General features: G+C 74.3%; 14 protein-coding genes. 8 read left to right on the top strand and 6 right to left on the bottom strand.

Annotated elements, in window-relative coordinates:
* Positions 1-52: 52 nt before the first annotated feature.
* The gene (locus tag ACZ69I_RS05080) at positions 53-1459 is read right to left on the bottom strand and encodes an amidohydrolase (RefSeq protein ID WP_470830511.1); all 1407 of its coding nucleotides are present in this window, start codon (positions 1457-1459) and stop codon (positions 53-55) included.
* A gap of 171 nt (positions 1460-1630) precedes the next feature.
* Here ACZ69I_RS05080 and ACZ69I_RS05075 point away from each other — a divergent pair, with 171 nt between their 5' ends.
* Positions 1631-2587 carry an endonuclease/exonuclease/phosphatase family protein gene (locus ACZ69I_RS05075; RefSeq protein WP_470830510.1) on the top strand — a complete coding sequence of 319 codons (957 nt, stop codon included), beginning with the start codon at positions 1631-1633 and terminating at the stop codon, positions 2585-2587.
* A 22-nt stretch (positions 2588-2609) separates the two neighbouring features.
* Here the strand turns inward: ACZ69I_RS05075 and ACZ69I_RS05070 are convergent, their stop codons facing one another.
* Positions 2610-3677, bottom strand: coding sequence for a phosphatidylinositol-specific phospholipase C domain-containing protein (locus ACZ69I_RS05070; protein ID WP_470830509.1), 1068 nt, complete (start codon positions 3675-3677; stop codon positions 2610-2612).
* Between the two features lie 290 nt (positions 3678-3967).
* Here ACZ69I_RS05070 and ACZ69I_RS05065 point away from each other — a divergent pair, with 290 nt between their 5' ends.
* From ACZ69I_RS05065 to ACZ69I_RS05055, 3 genes are all read left to right on the top strand, one after another.
* Positions 3968-4534 carry a nitrobindin family protein gene (locus tag ACZ69I_RS05065; protein WP_470830508.1) on the top strand — a complete coding sequence of 189 codons (567 nt, stop codon included), beginning with the start codon at positions 3968-3970 and terminating at the stop codon, positions 4532-4534.
* Between the two features lie 4 nt (positions 4535-4538).
* A complete protein-coding gene (locus ACZ69I_RS05060; RefSeq protein WP_470830507.1) occupies positions 4539-5129 on the top strand; it encodes a 2'-5' RNA ligase family protein in 591 nt (196 codons plus the stop codon).
* Between the two features lie 145 nt (positions 5130-5274).
* Positions 5275-5796, top strand: a complete 522-nt coding sequence (locus ACZ69I_RS05055) for a DUF3574 domain-containing protein (RefSeq protein WP_470830506.1) — start codon at positions 5275-5277, stop codon at positions 5794-5796.
* Between the two features lie 72 nt (positions 5797-5868).
* Here the strand turns inward: ACZ69I_RS05055 and ACZ69I_RS05050 are convergent, their stop codons facing one another.
* The gene (locus tag ACZ69I_RS05050) at positions 5869-6297 is read right to left on the bottom strand and encodes a hypothetical protein (RefSeq protein ID WP_470830505.1); all 429 of its coding nucleotides are present in this window, start codon (positions 6295-6297) and stop codon (positions 5869-5871) included.
* A gap of 112 nt (positions 6298-6409) precedes the next feature.
* On the opposite strand from ACZ69I_RS05050, the gene ACZ69I_RS05045 reads away from it, so the two are divergent.
* Positions 6410-7015 carry a DUF4291 domain-containing protein gene (locus tag ACZ69I_RS05045; RefSeq protein ID WP_470830504.1) on the top strand — a complete coding sequence of 202 codons (606 nt, stop codon included), beginning with the start codon at positions 6410-6412 and terminating at the stop codon, positions 7013-7015.
* A gap of 33 nt (positions 7016-7048) precedes the next feature.
* Here ACZ69I_RS05045 and ACZ69I_RS05040 read toward each other — a convergent pair whose 3' ends face one another.
* Together ACZ69I_RS05040 and ACZ69I_RS05035 are read right to left on the bottom strand one after the other, a co-directional pair.
* Positions 7049-8533 (bottom strand): SWIM zinc finger family protein, encoded by a 1485-nt coding sequence (locus ACZ69I_RS05040; protein WP_470830503.1) that lies wholly within the window; start codon positions 8531-8533, stop codon positions 7049-7051.
* A 149-nt stretch (positions 8534-8682) separates the two neighbouring features.
* Positions 8683-11772: a DEAD/DEAH box helicase gene (locus ACZ69I_RS05035; RefSeq protein ID WP_470830664.1), complete on the bottom strand. Its 3090-nt coding sequence runs from the start codon at positions 11770-11772 to the stop codon at positions 8683-8685.
* Positions 11773-12026: 254 nt separating this feature from the next.
* Between ACZ69I_RS05035 and ACZ69I_RS05030 the strand changes: the two genes are divergently transcribed.
* Genes ACZ69I_RS05030 through ACZ69I_RS05020 form a run of 3 tightly spaced genes read left to right on the top strand, consistent with a single transcriptional unit; the run spans position 12027 to position 15341 of the window.
* Positions 12027-12998, top strand: a complete 972-nt coding sequence (locus ACZ69I_RS05030) for a metallophosphoesterase family protein (protein ID WP_470830502.1) — start codon at positions 12027-12029, stop codon at positions 12996-12998.
* 19 nt (positions 12999-13017) lie between these two features.
* Complete coding sequence (locus tag ACZ69I_RS05025; protein WP_470830501.1) at positions 13018-14295, top strand: MFS transporter; 1278 nt, start codon at positions 13018-13020, stop codon at positions 14293-14295.
* Positions 14292-15341, top strand: coding sequence for a TolB-like translocation protein (locus tag ACZ69I_RS05020; protein ID WP_470830500.1), 1050 nt, complete (start codon positions 14292-14294; stop codon positions 15339-15341). The genes ACZ69I_RS05025 and ACZ69I_RS05020 overlap by 4 nt, the downstream gene beginning before the upstream one ends.
* On the opposite strand, the gene ACZ69I_RS05015 is transcribed toward ACZ69I_RS05020, so the two are convergent.
* On the bottom strand, positions 15338-16282 hold the full coding sequence (locus ACZ69I_RS05015) for a glycoside hydrolase family 6 protein (protein WP_470830499.1): 945 nt from the start codon (positions 16280-16282) through the stop codon (positions 15338-15340). The genes ACZ69I_RS05020 and ACZ69I_RS05015 overlap by 4 nt on opposite strands.
* Positions 16283-16454 lie beyond the last annotated feature (172 nt).

Below are 16454 nucleotides of genomic sequence, written 5' to 3'. Positions count from 1 at the left end.
CGAAGAACTTTCCGGGGCTCACCGGGAGGCAGGAGAGCCACCGTGCTCCCGCTCACCCCTCGTACTCCTGGATCCGCCTGCCGTGGCTCCGGTCGATCAGCTCGGGGAGCAGTTCGCTCAACTCACCGACGATGTCCGGCACATCGAGGGTCAGCAGCCGCCGGTCGCGCATCAGGACGCGGCCGGCCACGATCGTGGTGCGTACGTCGGCGGAACGTGCGCTGTGCACGAGTGTGGCGGCGAGGTCGTGCACGGGCTGGGTGTGCGGGCCCGTCATGTCGACCAGGATCAGGTCGGCCCGCCGGCCGGGGGCGAGGCTGCCGATCTCGTCGCCGAGTCCGACGGCCCGCGCGCTCTGCAGGGTGGCGTGGTCCAGGGCCTGGCGGGCGGTCAGCCAGGTGGGGTCGCGCTCCACGTACTTCTGGACGAGCGCGGTGAGCGTCATGGACTCCCACACGTCGAGGGTGTTGTTGGACGCGGCGCCGTCGGTGGCCAGGCCGACCGGGACACCGGCCTCGCGCAGCGCCCGTAGGGGCGTGGTGTCCCAGCCGAACTTCAGGTAGCCGCGCGGCGCGGAGGCGACGGCGACGCGTCCGCGGGCGCGGCGCAGGACGGGCAGGTCCCGGTCGGCGTCGAGGCCGGTGGTGTGGGCGAGGAGCACGTCGGCGTCGAGGAGTCCGGCGCGCTCCAGGATCTCGATGGGGGTACGGCCGTGGCGGGCCAGGCTGTTCTCGGTCTGCTCGCGGTTCTCGGCGGCGTGGATGTGCACCAACAGGCCGTGTTCCAAAGCCAGTTCGGCGGTCGCGGCCAGGTCTGCCCCGTCGACGGTGTACGGGGCGTGCGGGGCCAGGCAGGTGGTGACGCGGCCGTCGGCGGCGCCCCGCTGCCGGAGCGCGAAATCGAGGGAGGCGGCCCGGCCCTCGGGCCCCTGTGAGCTGAAGTAGGCCTGGCCGAGGACGGCGCGCAGGCCGCTCTGCCCGGCGGCCGCGGCCACCTCGTCCATGGCGAAGTAGTGGTCGGCGAAGGTGGTGACGCCGCCGCGGATCATCTCGGCGCAGGCGAGCCGCGCGCCGAGTCCCACGACGCGCCCGGTCAGATTGGACTCGACGGGCCAGATCCAGTCGTTGAACCAGGCGTGGGCCGGCAGGTCCTCGGCGAGGCCGCGCAGGGTCACCATCGGGGTGTGCGTATGGCAGTTGACGAGCCCGGGGAGGGCGACCGTGCCGCGGCCGTCGACGCGCTCGGCGGCCGCGGGGATCGCGGGGACCCCCTCGTCGGCGCCGGTGCCGCCCGCCGTGACCGAGGCGATGACGCCGTCGCGTACGACGACCGTGGCGTCGTCGACGAAGACGATCTCCCCTCGCGCGTCGTGGGTCAGTGCCGTGCAGCCGGTGACGACGAGGTCGGCGGGGCCGTGGGTGATGAGGCCGGTGGGGCCGGGCGCGGGAGGCGGCGTCATCTCTTCAAGGTAGTGCGAGTGCGCATCCGGCGGCCCTGTCGCGGGGCCGGTTCTGCGGGCACGCTGACCTCACCCGCCGCGCGGACGGGGCGTACCGGGACCGGGGGACAGGAGCAGGGCACGCGATCGGACACCGGATCGGGACACGGGATCGGGACTAGGGAGTCGGTCATGATCATCGGCACGTGGAACCTGGAGAACCTCTACCGGCCCGGCGGGAAGTTCGGCCCCAGGGACAAGTCCGCGTACGAGGCGAAGCTGGCCTCGCTCGCGGCGACGGTCAACGAGCTGCGGCCGAGCGTCCTCGGCGTACAGGAGGTCGGCGATCCGGCCGCCCTGGAGGACCTGGCGGGCCTGCTGGAGGGCAGCTGGCACGTCACGCTCTCGCGGCACGCGGACGACCGCGGCATCCGGGTCGGCTTCCTCACCAGCCTGCCGGTCTCCGTCGTCACCGACGAGGACGGCTTCCCCGAACCGCTGCACCCGGTCCAGACCGACGACACCGGCCGCACGACCGCGCGGACGGGGCGCGGCATCCTCGCGGTGACGGTGTCGACACGGGCGTTCTTCTTCGACGTGGTCGTCTGCCACCTCAAGTCGAAGCTCCTGTCCTACCCCGGCGGCCGCTTCCAGCCGCTCGACGAGGGCGAGCGGGCGCGGTACGGCGCGTACGCCCTCTACCGCCGCGCGGCCGAGGCGACCGCGGTGCGCGCGCTCGCCGACCGGCTGCTGTGGGGCGACGGCCGCGAACACCGGGTCGCGGTGCTCGGGGACCTCAACGACGAGGTCGGCGCGGCGACGACGCAGATCCTGCTCGGCCCGCCCGGCTCCGAGATCGGCACGCCCGGCTTCGACCGCCCGGACCGGGGCGACGCGACACGGCTGTGGGACGTGGCCCCGCTGATCCCGCCCGAACAGCGCTTCTCGCGCATCCACGCCGGCCGCCGCGAACTCATCGACCACGTCCTGGTGAGCCGGGGCCTGCTGGACCAGGTGCGGACGGCGGGCACGGGCGCGCCGGGCGCCGCGGCGGCCGCGCTGCCGTCGGTGGCGGACGAGGATCCGGCGCTGCGGCGGGACGCGGCGGGGTCGGACCACGCGCCGGTGTGGATCCGGATCCAGCCCTGACGCCGCCCGGCCGCGGTCGGCCTCAGCCGCGCGGGAGCACGGTCGAGAGGACGCCGGGCAGCGGGTACCAGTCGGCGGACACGATGCTGGCGTGCTTGCCCGCGAGCAACGCGACCCGCTCCCGGGCCTGGGCCTCGGTCGGCCGCGTCCCGTCGATGGCGGGGGCGACGCCGTGGGCGTCGGTCATGACGACGAGGTAGCGCCGGTCGGCGTACCACCGGGTGTCGATGCCTCCGCCCGCGTACGCGGCGGCGTCCCCGTCGAAAAGGACGAACCACGGCCGGATCGACGCGTCCGCGTACCGCTCGCGCGGGTCACCGGCCGCCGCCCCGAGCACGGCGGGGAAGGCGGCGGCCTCGCCGAGGCGGCCGGTGGCGGCGAGGTCGCGCAGGTGGGTGGCGTACTCGCGGTCGGTCCAGAGGGTGTCGGCGGGGTTGCCCTGCTCGACGGTGCCGGGGATCAGCTCGACCACGAACTTCCCGGCGAGCTCGGCGCGTGCGGGCCAGCCCTTCTCCCGTACGGCGTCGTCGAGCCCGGCGTGTCCTGCGGCGAGCCGGCCGGGGCGGTAGACGGCGTCGCCGAGCGCGCCGGTGAGGAGCGCGTCGAGGTCGGCGGGCCCGCGTCCGCGCCTGCCCTGGAACCCGTCCTTCAACTCGACCTTCAGCAGGATCGGGCGGTGCCCGGGGTGGGCGTCGTGCCAGCTGCGCATGTCCTTCAGGCACCCGGCGAGGCTCTGGTTGCGCGGCTTGGTGCGCAGTTCGGCGGGGCTCTGGGCGTTCTCGCAGTTGTTGTCGTTCCCGACGGGGTTGCTGTGGGACACCCGCCATCCGCTGCCGAACACGTTGGTCCACACGTCCAGTTCGAGCATCCCGGCGCCGGAGTCGAGGGCGTCCGCGAAGTACGGGTACTTCGCCTTCTCGTAGGCGTTGTGGACGCCGACGCCGGTCGTGGCGGAGTAGGCGGATCCGGGTGCGGGGCCGGCCGCGCCGCGGGGGTCCGCGGAGGCCCCCGCTCCCGCTCCGGCCCCGCCGAGTGCGCCCCAGCAGACGAGCGCTCCCACCAGCAGACTCCGCACGCTCTTGCGCCCCATCGCGCCCACCGCCCTCTCGTCATGCTCCGAACAAGTCCTGGGAAACGTAAGGGAGTCGGGTGACGCTGGGGAAGACGGCGTCTTACGGGGTGACTCATGGGGTGGCGTATGGCGTGACTCATGAGGTGGCTTACGCCTGGGGGGAGGGGAGGAATCAGGCGCGCCTGTGCCGTCCGAGCCTCGAGGCGAGCACCCTAAGCTTCCTCCCGGCACCGCACACCACATCGCACACCGCACCACATCGCCCCGCGCCACCCCGAGTCCGACCCCGACCCCTAGGAGCCCACCCCGTGTTCGACCCCGCGCCGGAGCACCCGCACCCGTACCCCGACAGCCGGCACCCTGACGCGGCCCCCGCACCGCACGCCCTGCTCGCCCCCGTGCTCGGCCTCCTGGGCACCTGGCACGGCCGGGGCCGGGGCGAATATCCGACGCTCCCCGCCGACTTCACCTACGCCCAGGAAGTCACCTTCAGCCACGACGGCCGCCCCTTCCTCCGCTACGAGGCCCGGGCCTGGCTGCTCGACGCCGACGGCGCGCCCCTGCGTCCCGCGGCCCGGGAGAGCGGCTGGTGGCGGCTGCAGCCGGACGGCCGGGTGGAGGCGCTGGTCACCCAGCCCACCGGCATCGCGGAGATCTCGGTCGGGCACGCGGCCGGCGGCACGGTCGATCTCTCCACCCACGAGGTGGCGCTCACCCCCACCGCGAAGGAGGTCACCGCCACCCGTCGCCGCTACACCCTGACCGACGACGGCACGCTCACGTTCACGCACGACCTGGCGGCGGTGGGTCAGCCCCTGCAGCATCACCTCTCGGCGCGCCTGCGACGCGAGGAGCGGACCGCGCCCGACGCGTGACGCCATGAGCACCGGAACAGAAGAAGCGACAGCGCCCCCGGCTGGGGCCACGGCGTCCGCGAGGGACGGCGACGCGGCGGGCGACGGCTGGCCGGACCGGCCGGGCGACACGGCCCTGACCATCCGTATCCCCGAGGCGAACCCTCTGGTCAGGGCGGGCTTCCCGGCCCACGTGACGGTGCTCTACCCGTTCCTCAACGCGTCCCGTCTCACCTCGTCCACCCACGCGGACCTGCGGAGCCTCTTCGCCGCCCGGCCCCCGTTCACGCTGACGTTCGCCGAATTCCGCCGCTACCCGGGTGTCCTCTATCTGCCACCGGCCCCCGACGCCCCCGTACGCGCGCTCACCGCGTCCCTCACCCGCCGCTGGCCCGAAGCCGTCCCCTACCGGGGCATCTTCGACCCGCCCCTGGCGCCCCACCTCACCCTCGCGAACCACGAGGGCCCCGAGACCTACCGACAGGCCTACGACGCCCTGGAATCGGAACTCGCCCCCCACCTGCCGCTCACCAGCCACGTGGACACCGTCCACCTGATCGTGTCGGACGGGCCGGGAGGCGCCTGGCGGGACCTCGCGGCGTACCGGCTGGGCTGATCGGGACGCGACGACATCCGGTCGTCGCGGTGCGGACGGCCCTCGCGGAGGAGGCGTGCGTGTCAGTCTCGTCGTGCTGCCGTTAGGGATCTACGGACAGGCAGAACCGGCAGAACAAGTAGCCCTGACAGGAAGGGACCTTCCCGTGCCCCGCACGCTTCCCCGCATCTCCAGGCCCCGCGTTCCCAGGACCCGCGTCTCCCGCACCCGACTCGCCGTGGCCGGTGCCGTCACCGCCGTGCTGGCCGCGGGCGCTCCCGCCGCGTACGCCTCGCTGGACGACGAGCCCCGGTCGGCGTCCTCGGCCGCGCCCGCCGCCTCGACGGTCGCCCGCGGCAAGCCCTACCACGAGACCCGGCTCCTCTTCGGCACCGAACGGCCCGACGGCGGGCCCGCCGTGACCGACAAGCAGTTCATGCGCTTCATCGACAAAGAGGTCACGCCGAGCTTCCCCGACGGACTGACCGTCCAGGACGGGCGCGGGCAGTGGCGCGACTCCAACGGCAGGATCGAGCGCGAGCGTTCGTACGAACTGATCCTGCTGTATCCGACGGATGAGGCGCGCCGGCGGGACGTCCAGATCGAGGAGATCCGCAGCGACTACGAGAAGGCGTTCGCGCAGGACTCCGTGGCGCGGCTCGACGAGCGGACGCGGGTCGACTTCTGAACCCGGGCCCCGGACCAGGGCGGGTGGCGGCCGGACACCCGGTCGCCACCCGGCCGTGCTCCCGCCCGGCAGCTACCGGCCGGTGCCGTGGTGCACGGTCCCGGCCTGGATCACCGTCGCGTGATACGTGCCGCCGTTGATCGTGTTGTTGTACGTGACGCTGCCCGGCTGTGCGTCCGAGGCGGGCGCCGGGGCCAACTCGTCAAGGAGGGCGCGCAGTTCGGCAGCGGCCGCCGGGTCCGCCGCGAGCCTGCGCCGGAGCCGGGAACGCCACTCCGTCCGCACCTCGTCCGCGGTGTCCTCGTCCCCGGCGTCGCGCGCGGCGACGAGCTCGGCACGCGCCTCTTCCAGTTCCCCGGCGAGAACGTCCTCCTCGCCGCCCCGGCCGCGCGAGAAGAACCCGGCGACCCGGTCCCGCGCCTGCGTCCACCCGTCGGTCACCATCTGCTGCACGAGCGCCGTCGCCCCGGCCGCCGCCAGTGCCGTCAACTCCGCGTCCACAGGCCTCCCTCCCCGTACGTCCCGAACCTTCCCGTTCAAGGCTGTCACCGTAACGCGGTCCACCGACAACTCGCTGGCAGTCGGGCCACAGAGGCTGCGAAGGTGGCCCTCCATGAACACCCAGCCCGTCCCCCGCCGCCAGATCCGCGCCCTGCACACCGACACGACGATCACCGTCTACCAGGCGTACGCCCCGGAGATCGGCGTCCCCGCGGCGCGTTCCGGGCGCTTCCCCGACGCCTGGAAACGGGACCGCATGACGTGGATCAAGCCGTCGTTCCTCTGGATGATGTACCGCTGCGGCTGGGCCACCAAGGAGGACCAGCAGACGGTCCTGGCCGTCGAGATCACCCGCGAAGGCTTCGACAGCTCCCTCCGCGACGCCTGCCTGTCCAGCTACACCCGCGGCCTCCACCCCGACCAGGCCACCTGGAAGCGGAATCTGCGCCGCTCGTCCGCCCGCGTCCAATGGGACCCCGAGCGCGACCTCCAGCTGAACCCCCTCCCGTACCGCTCCCTCCAACTGGGCCTGTCCGGCGAGGCGTCCCGCCGTTACGCGGACGAGTGGACGGTCTCGATCACCGACGTCACCGACCTCGCGCGGGAGATCCACTCCCTCGTACGGGAGACGGGCGACCCGGCGGCGGCAGCCCGGCTGCTGCCCGCGGAACGGCCCTACCCGGCGGGCGACGAACTCCTGGGCCACCTGCGGCCCTGACACCACGCCGCGGCCTGCCCGAACGCGCGCCCGCTACGCCTCCGTCATACCCGTCAGCGCCCCCACCGGGTCCCCGTCCGCCTCCCCCTCGGGCCACCAGTCGCCGCCGCCCGGTTCGCTCAGGTAGGGGTACCAGCGGCCGTCCCTGCCGTAGCGGAGCTGGAGCGTTCCCTCCGCGTTGGTGAGGTGGTTGCGGTCGATCGTCATGCGGGGGAGGTCCGCCGCGACCAGGGCTCCCCTGGCCCGGTCGAACGGGCCCGCCGGGGGGTCCCAGGGCGATTCCAGGACCGCCAGGCCCTCCTCGCCGCCCTGGCGCCAGGCCGCGGCCGCCCGGGAGAGGTCCGCCGGGGTGCTCCCCACCGACCTGGCCAGTTCGGCGAATTGGCGGCTGAACGTGCGGCGGCCCGTGAGGCCGGGATGCGAGGCTGCCAGCCGGACCGCGTCGTGCCAGGGCGACGTGGCGGTGAAGGGGTCCGCGCCGCCGGTGAGGTAGGCGTGGGCGCGCGCCGCCGCGTCCGTGACCAGGAATTCCAGGGCGGTCGGGTCCGGGGCGCCGGGGACGGACGGGAGGACCGGCGGCTCGCCCGGGTGGGGCGGCGGAGGGAGCGGGGCGGGGAGCGGCGAGCGGTACTCCGCGGCCAGCGCCTCGCGGGCCAGGACGCCGGGGAGGACGGGGGCGTCCTGGTGCGCGGGGTCTTGGCCTTGGGGCACGGAGTCGTCCGGAGGGGCGTGACTGCCCGGGGGCGTGCGGCCGTCCGGGGGCGTGTGGCCGTCCGGGGGCGTGTGGTCGTCCGGCGGCACGGAGTCGCCCCGCGGCACGGAGTCGCCCTGCGGCACGGAGTCGTCCAGCCGCATCCCCGCTCCGGACCATGGCTGTCGCCCGGCCGCCTGGAGTTCCGCCGCCGCCTCCGCCGCCTCCACCGCCGACTTCTGCGCGTTCCTGCGGGCCAGCTCGTCCAGCAGGTCCTGTTCCTCGCCGCCCCGCAGCAGCAGGAGCACGAAGGGGTCGGCGTCCAGGAGGCGGGCCGTCTGGTAGGCCAGCGCGGCCGCGTGCTTGCAGGGGTGGCCGCGGTCCGGGCAGGTGCAGGAGGGAGCCAGTTCGCGGGCGCCTGGCAGGAGCGGGACGTCCGCCCTGGCCGCAGCGTCGGCCAGGGCGTGCGGCATCTCCTTGTCGAGCAGCGCGGCGATGTGCGCGGGGTCGGTGGCCACCGCGTCCAGGAAGCGGTCCCAGTGTTCGGGGAGCATCGTCCGCAGGCGGATCTCGGCGCGGTAGGGGCGCGGGCGGCTGCCGTGCACGTACGCGACGATGCGGCCCGGCGCGACGGTGATCGTGTCGACCGCGCCCTCGCGCGCGTACGTACGGCCGCGGGCCAGACGGGCCTGGTCCAGGGCGCTCTCCTCCAGCGCGTCGGTCCAGGCGTTGCCCCACCAGGAGGTGGCGAAGGGGGTGTGGGGGTCGGGGCAGGCCGGCAGCGCGGGGAAGACGCGGCCGCTGCCCATGCGGCTCGTCTCGCTCATGCCGCTGGCCCAGCCCAGACCGCCGCCCCGCCGGGACCCGGCACCCGCGCCGGACCCCGGGCCACCGCCCCGAGAGGCTTTGCCCGCCGCGCCACTTCGCGTCGCCCCGCCCCGCGCCGTCCCGCCGCCCTCCTCAGCACCCCGCGGCTTCATGCCGACCTCCTCAGCGCCACCAGGTCGGCCAGTTCCGCGTCCGACAGTTCCGTGAACGCCGACTCGCCGCCGTCACCGAGCACCGCGTCCGCCAACGCCTGCTTCGCGGCGAGGAGTTCGGCGATGCGGTCCTCGACGGTGCCCTCGGTGACCAGCCGGTGGACCTGCACCGGCTGCGTCTGGCCGATGCGGTACGCGCGGTCGGTGGCCTGCTCCTCGACCGCCGGGTTCCACCAGCGGTCGTAGTGGATGACGTGGCCCGCGCGGGTCAGGTTCAGACCGGTGCCCGCCGCCTTCAGGGAGAGGAGGAAGACCGGGACCTCGCCCGACTGGAAGCGGTCCACCATCTCCTCGCGCCGCGGGACGGGCGTGCCGCCGTGCAGGAGCTGGGTCCGGATGCCCCTGGACGACAGGTGCGCCTCCAGGAGGCGGGCCATCTCCACGTACTGCGTGAAGACCAGGACCGCGCCCGCGCTCTCCGACTCCGCGAGGATCGTGTCGAGGAGCTCGTCGAGCAGTTCCAGCTTGCCCGAGCGGGCGCGGCCCGTCCGTGTCGTCAGGGCGCCGTCCTTCAGGTACTGCGCCGGGTGGTTGCAGATCTGCTTCAGGGCCATCAGCAGCTTCATGACCAGGCCGCGGCGGGCCATGCCGTCCGACGCCTCGATGCGGGCCAGCGTCTCGCGCACCACCGCCTCGTAGAGGGAGGTCTGTTCGCGGGTGAGGGTGACGGGGTGGTCCGTCTCGGTCTTCGGCGGGAGTTCGGGGGCGATCCCCGGGTCCGACTTCTTGCGGCGCAGCAGGAAGGGGCGGACCAGCCCGGCCAGCCGGGTGAGGGCCTCGTCGTTCTCGGCCGTCTCGCCGCCCTCCACCAGGCGCGCGTGGCGGGCGCGGAACGCCTTCAGGGGGCCGAGCAGACCCGGGGTCGTCCAGTCGAGCAGGGCCCACAGCTCGGAGAGGTTGTTCTCCACGGGGGTGCCGGTGAGCGCGACCCGTGCCGGGGAGGGGATCGTCCGCAGGGCCTTCGCCGTCGCCGCGTGCGGGTTCTTGACGTGCTGGGCCTCGTCCGCGACGACCAGGCCCCACCGCTGGGCGGCCAGTTCGGGCGCGCTGGTCCGCATCGTGCCGTAGGTGGTGAGGACGAAGCCGCCCTCGGCGTCGAGGCCCGCGAGGGTGCGGCCCGTCCCGTGGAAGCGGCGCACCGGGACGCCGGGCGCGAACCGCTCGATCTCCCGCTGCCAGTTGCCGAGGAGCGAGGCGGGGCAGACCACGAGCGTCGGGGCGGGGTGCGCCCGGTGGAGGTGCAGGGCGATGAGCGTGATCGTCTTGCCGAGACCCATGTCGTCGGCGAGACAGCCGCCGAGGCCCAGCGAGGTCATGCGGTCCAGCCAGGCCAGGCCCCTGAGTTGGTAGTCGCGCAGGGTGGCGTGCAGGCCGGGCGGCTGGGCGATCGCGTCGAGGTCGCCCGTCACGCGCTCGCGCAGCCGGGCCAGGGCGCCGACGGGTACGGCGGGCACCTGCTCGCCGTCGACCTCCGCCGTGCCGGTGAGCGCGACCGACAGGGCGTCCACGGGGTCGAGCAGGCCGAGGTCCCGCTTGCGCGCCTTGCGGACGAGCTCGGGGTCGACCAGGACCCACTGGTCGCGGAGGCGGACGACCGGACGGTGTGCCTCCGCGAGCACGTCGAGCTCCGCGTCGGTCAGCGGCGCGTCCTGGTCGCCGAACGCCACCTGCCAGCGGAACTCCAGGAGTTGCTCGGTCTTGAAGAAGTCGAAGTTGTCGGCGGCGGTGCCGGGGGCCGGGCGGACGACGGCGGTGGCGGTGAGGCCTCGGGTGAGCTCCCTCGGCCAGTGCACGGCCACCCCGGCCGCGGCGAGGCGGCCCGCCGCGGCGCCGAGCAGGTCGTACAGCTCCTCTTCGCTCAGCGGCAGCACGTCGGGGCGCGGCCGCTGCAGGAGCCTGGCGAGCGGGGGCCAGACGCGGGCGGCGCGGCGCAGCGCGAGCAGCGTGTCGACGCGGGCGCGCGGCCCGAAGTGGTCGGTGCCCGCCCAGAGGCCCGGCACGTCCGTCACGAGGGCGGGGTCGGCGAGGCTGTGCACCTGGACGATCGCGGCGGCGGGACTGGCGACGGCGGAGCGGGGGACGCCCCCGGCGGAACCTTCCCCTCCGCCCGCGGAACCGGAGTCGGAGTCTGGGTCGAAGTCGGACCCGGCCCCGGACTCAGACCCTGAGTCGTAGCCCGGGTCACCCGAGCCCTCGCCGCCGTCGAACACCTCATGCGCCCGCAGGTCGAGCCGCAGGGACACCCGCACCCCGGCGTCCATCCCGGCCGCGACCTCGGCCGCCCACTCCCGCGCCCCCGGCAGCCGCTGCGGCTCGCGCGCGGCGAAGGGGGCGCCGACCGCGTGTGCGGCGGCCGGGGTACGCGGCAGGGCGTCGACCACCGCGTCCACGAAGGCCCTGACCAGGGCGAACGGCTGCGGCAGGCGCAGCGGCCCGGGGCCGGGCAGCGGCACGGCGTGCGCTTCGGCGGGCAGCGCGGCGGCGATGGCCCGCAGGTGGGCCACGTCGGCCTCGTCCAGCGGTCCCGCCCGCCACGCGTCCAGGTCCCCGGCGGTCAGGCCGGGCAGCAGACTGCCCCGCGCCGCGAGGTGCAGCGCGTGCCGGGCGGCCACGCTCCAGCAGGCGGTGGCGGGATGCGGGCGGTCGGTGCGCAGCAGCAGCCGTACGGCATCGGCGACCGGCAGGAACAGCGCGGGGACCGTGCGGGCGCGGGCGCCCTTGCCGTACTTGCGGGCGACGACGAGATCGCCGCGCACGCCGTCGGGACCGGCCGACACAGGAAGGCCCCCGCCGTCGGACCCGGCCGACACGGGAAGGCCCCCGCCGTCGGGACCGGCCGACACAGAGAGACCGCCACCGCCGGACCCGGCGAACTCGGGAAGGTCGCCACCGTCCGGCCGCCAGAACGCGATGCGCCCCCGGCGGGGCGGATCGGCGGGGAGGAACACGGCGGCGCAGGAGCGTACGAGAAAGGCATCGTCGGCCTCCGTCCCGCCCGCCGCCCGCGCGCCCGTCTCCGTCGTCACCGCCACCGCCGCCTCACTCAGCCCCAGCTCACGTCACCCGTCCCCCACGCTCGCCACCCTAGGCGAGACCACTGACAACCCAGGTGCGCCACCGGCGAGCGCGCCCCTAGCCGCGCCCCGCCCGTCCCCGCGTGAACACTGGAAGGAAAGTTTCCTAACAATAATTCATCCCAAGTTATTGACGCGCACATGCCGCATCGCCAGGATTCCCCCCGAGACAGCCCGGCACCCCCACGCCAACCGAGGAGACGGACATGTCGCCCACCCCACGCGCCATGAACTCCCGCACCGCCAAAGCCAGTAGGACCCCCAAGGCCCGTATCGGCGCCCCCGTCGCGGCGGGCGTCGCGCTCGCCCTCGTCGGGGGCGTGCTCCTCTGGTCACCGGCCGACGAGGCCGACGCCTCCCCCGCCGCCGCGCCCCGGGCCGGCTTCACCGCCGTCGCCGCGGGCGACATCGCCGAGCAGTGCACCGCGAGCAGCGGCAGCTGCAAGCACCCCAAGACCGCGGCCCTGGTCAAGCAGATCAATCCGTCGTTCGTGATGACCATGGGCGACAACCAGTACGACGACGCCCGCCTGAAGGACTTCCAGAAGTACTACGACAAGACGTGGGGCGCCTTCAAGAGCAAGACGCACCCCGTGGCGGGCAACCACGAGACGTACGACCCGGCGGGCGCCCTCAAGGGCTACAAGTCCTACTTCGGGTCCGTCGCCTACCCCGACGGCGAGAGCTACTACAGCTACGACCAGGGCAACTGGCACTTCATCGCGCTCGACTCCAACAGCTTCGACGACGACGAGCAGATCGACTGGCTCAAGGACGACCTCGCCGCCAACTCCAAGAAGTGCGTCGCCGCGTACTGGCACCACCCCCTCTTCTCCTCCGGCGAGCACGGCAACGACCCGGTGAGCCGCCCGGTCTGGAAGCTGCTCTACGACAACAAGGCCGAGCTGGTCCTCAACGGCCACGACCACCACTACGAGCGCTTCGCCCCGCAGAACGCGGACGGCAAGGCCGATGCCAACGGCCTCGTCGAACTGCTCGGCGGCATGGGCGGCGCCAACCCGTACAAGATCGAGGACGTCCAGCCCAACAGCCAGAAGCGGATCACCAACACCTTCGGCGTGGTCAAGCTGAACTTCACCGACACCGGCTTCTCGTGGAACCTCCTCGCCACGGACGGTTCGACGAAGGACACCAGCCCGTCCTACTCCTGCCACTGAGCCCGGCGGGAGCCCTGCGATGTACCTCGCCTCCACCGGCGCGGCCACCAAGGGCGACGCGGCCGCCGGGACCCCGGAGCGATCCGGGGCCCGGCGCGGCCGCGTCGCGGGACCCGTCCTCGCGCTGGGCGCGGTCAGCCTGGTCACGGACATCTCCTCCGAGATGGTCACCGCCGTCCTGCCGCTCTACTTCGTCCTCCAACTCGGCCTGTCCCCGCTCCAGTTCGGATTCCTGGACGGTCTGTACAACGGTGTCACGGCGCTCGTGCGGCTGGCCGGCGGGTACGCCGCCGACCGCGGCGGGCGGCACAAGCTGGTCGCGGGCGGCGGTTACGCCCTCTCCGCGCTGTCCCGGCTCGGGCTGCTCCTCGCGGGCGGCGCCACCGCCGGGATCGGCGCGGCGCTCGCCGCCGACCGCATCGGCAAGGGCGTGCGCACCGCGCCGCGCGACGCGCTCATCTCGCTGAGCAGCCCGCCCGACGCGCTGGGCCGCGCCTTCGGCGTGCACCGCGCGATGGACACGACGGGCGCGCTGCTCGGGCCGCTCGCCGCGTTCGCGCTGCTGTGGGCGACCGCGGACGCGTACGACGCCGTGTTCGTGGTCAGCTTCTGCTTCGGGCTGCTCGGGGTGCTGATGCTGGTCGCGTTCGTGCCGGGTCACCTGGGCGGCCCCGCGCACCCGCCGGGCCCGCGCTCCACACCCGCCACAGGCACGGGCAAGGCGCTCGGGCTCCTCCGGATCCCCGCCTTCCGGCGCGTCCTGATCGCGGCGGCGCTGCTCGGCGCGGCCACCATCGGCGACTCCTTCCTCTACCTCCTGCTCCAGCGGCGGCTCGACTTCGCCATCTCCTGGTTCCCGCTGCTGCCGTTGGGCTCCGCCGCCGTCTACCTGCTGCTCGCGGTTCCGGCGGGGCGGCTCGCCGACCGCACCGGACGGCGCGTGCCGTTCCTCGCCGGGCACGTGGCGCTCCTCGGCGGCTACCTCCTCCTGCTCTCCCCCACCGACGGCTGGCCCCTGCTCATCGGCGTACTGCTCCTGCTCGGCATCTTCTACGCCGCCACCGACGGCGTCCTGATGGCCCTCGTCGCCCCGGTCGTCGCCGAGAAGCGGCGGGCGAGCGGCATGGCGGTGCTGCAGACCGGCCAGGCGCTGGCCCGGCTCGTCGCCGCCGCGGGGTTCGGGGCCGCCTGGACGCTGTGGGGCGTGGGGACCGCGCTGACCTGCGCGGTGCTCGCACTGACCGTGGCGCTCGCCGGCGCGGCCGCCCTGCTACCGCCCTCCGAAAGGCGCCCATGACCCCGCCACCTGACGCCCGTCGCTCCCTCCCCTCCCTCCCGTCCCTCCGCTCCCGGATCGTGGCCGTCTCCGCGGCCGCCGCCGTCCTCGCGGGCGTGGCCGTCACGTACACCCTGCACGCCGCGCAGCGCGCCGAATCGGCCGACGCCACCTCGGAGTTCGGCCTCGGCCCGGGGCACCTCTACTTCCGCGGCACGGAGGGCGGCGCGGGCCGGGTCGCCCGCCTGCCCCTTGCGGCCGCACCGTCCCGCGAGCCGTCCCGCACGGCCGCCCGCACCACCGGCGGCCCCTCCTGCGAGCGGTTCTACGCCGCCGCGGGCACCGGTCTGTGCCTGCAGCGCCGCGCGGGGATCCCACCGAAGTCGTACGCCGTCGTCCTGGACGACAAGCTCCGCGAGAAGCGCCGCATCGCGCTCACCGGAATCCCCAACAGGGCGCGCGTCTCGGCGTCGGGCCGGATGCTGTCCTGGACGATGTTCGCCACCGGCGACTCCTACGCGGGCTCCTCCTTCTCCACCCGCACCTCGATCCTGGACACCCGCACCGGCTACCTGATCAAGAACATGGAGGAGGTCCCCCTCACCCTCGACGGCCGCCGCTACCACGCCCCCGACGTCAACTACTGGGGCGTGACCTTCGCGAAGGACGACAACCGCTTCTACGCGACCGTCTCGACCAAGGGCAAGACGTACCTCGTGCGCGGCGACATGAAGAAGTGGGCGGCGACCGCCCTGCGCTCGAACGTCGAGTGCCCCTCCCTCTCCCCCGACAACACCCGCATCGCCTTCAAGAAGCGGGTGCGGAAGGGGACTCGGGACCCCTGGCGGCTGTACGTCCTCGACCTCCGCACGATGCGCGAGCACCCGCTCGCCGAGCGGCGCAGCGTCGACGACCAGGCGGCCTGGCTCGACGACGGCACCCTCGCGTACGCCCTGCCCGGCCGGGACGGGCGCAAGCAGGACATCTGGTCGACGCCCGCGAACGGCACGGGGAAGCCCACGCTGCGGGTACGGGGCGGGAGTTCACCGGTGGCGGTGCGCCACTAAACCCGTGCCCGGCGGGCGAGGTCCAAGGCGTACTCCGGCCACCACTGGCCCGCCTTCGGTCCGCCGCGGCACGTGCCGTCGGACTCGCCGGGGTGTTTGATCCACAGGTAGGCGTCGAGGCCCGGGTCGCCGGTCTGCGACGTGGGTGGGCGGCCCAGGGCGCGGCCCGGGGGGTTGCACCAGGCCTGGTCGCCCACGTAGGGGCCGTTGCCGTTGCGGCTGCTGTCGACGACGAAGTGCTTGTCGCCGCCGAGCTCCTTGGCGAGCCGGTGTCCGTAGGCGGAACTCACCTGGTCCGTCTGGTGGTTGGAGACGTTCAGGGCGAAGCCGTCGGCCTCGGCGATCCCGGCGCGGCGCAGCGGGTCGACCAGGCGGTGCTCGTCGGGGATCCAGCCGGCGTTGCCCGCGTCGAGGTACACCCTGGTGTGCGGGTTGCGCTTGAGGCGCTGGACCGCGTGGGCGAGCAGTGCGTACCGCTCGGTGGCGTCCGCGCTCGGGCAGCCCGCCACCAGCTGGGCGACGGCGTCCGGTTCCACGATCACGTACGCCTCCCCGGTGCCGAGCCCCACGGCCACCTCCTCGATCCAGCGGCGGTAGTCGGCGGCGTCGCCCGCGCCGCCCGAGGAGTACGCGCCGCAGTCGCGGTGCGGGATGAAGTAGGCGACGAAGACCGGCGTGCGCCCCGCCTTCGCGGCCGCCTCGACGTGGGTGCGCACGACGGGGCCGGAGCCGTTCCCGAACAGCCAGACGGCTTGCGGCTGCCCGGCGATGCGCTGGACGAGCTGGGCGTCGGCGGTCCGGCCCTCCCGCTGCCACTGCGCGACCTGCCGGGCCGCGGCGCTGTCCGGATCGACCCAGAAGGCGGTGGCGGCGGCCGGGTCCGTGGGCGCCGTGCCGTCCGCCGCCGCGCCGCCCGTCGCGGCCGCGCTCAACACGCCCAAGAGGACGGCGGTGGTGAGAAAGGGGCGAGACCGCGCGGGGTGGCGACGGGGGCCGAGGCCGCGAAGGGCGCGGCGGAAGAGCTGTGGAGACACCGGGCGGCTCCAGTCGTTCGACGTGACGGCGTCGGTGGTCTCCGGCGCGTTCCCGGAAGTGTGCGGTCGTCACGCCGTG

This window comes from Streptomyces sp. NPDC036815, assembly GCF_055609205.1.
This window is presented reverse-complemented; position numbering and strand designations above follow the sequence as displayed.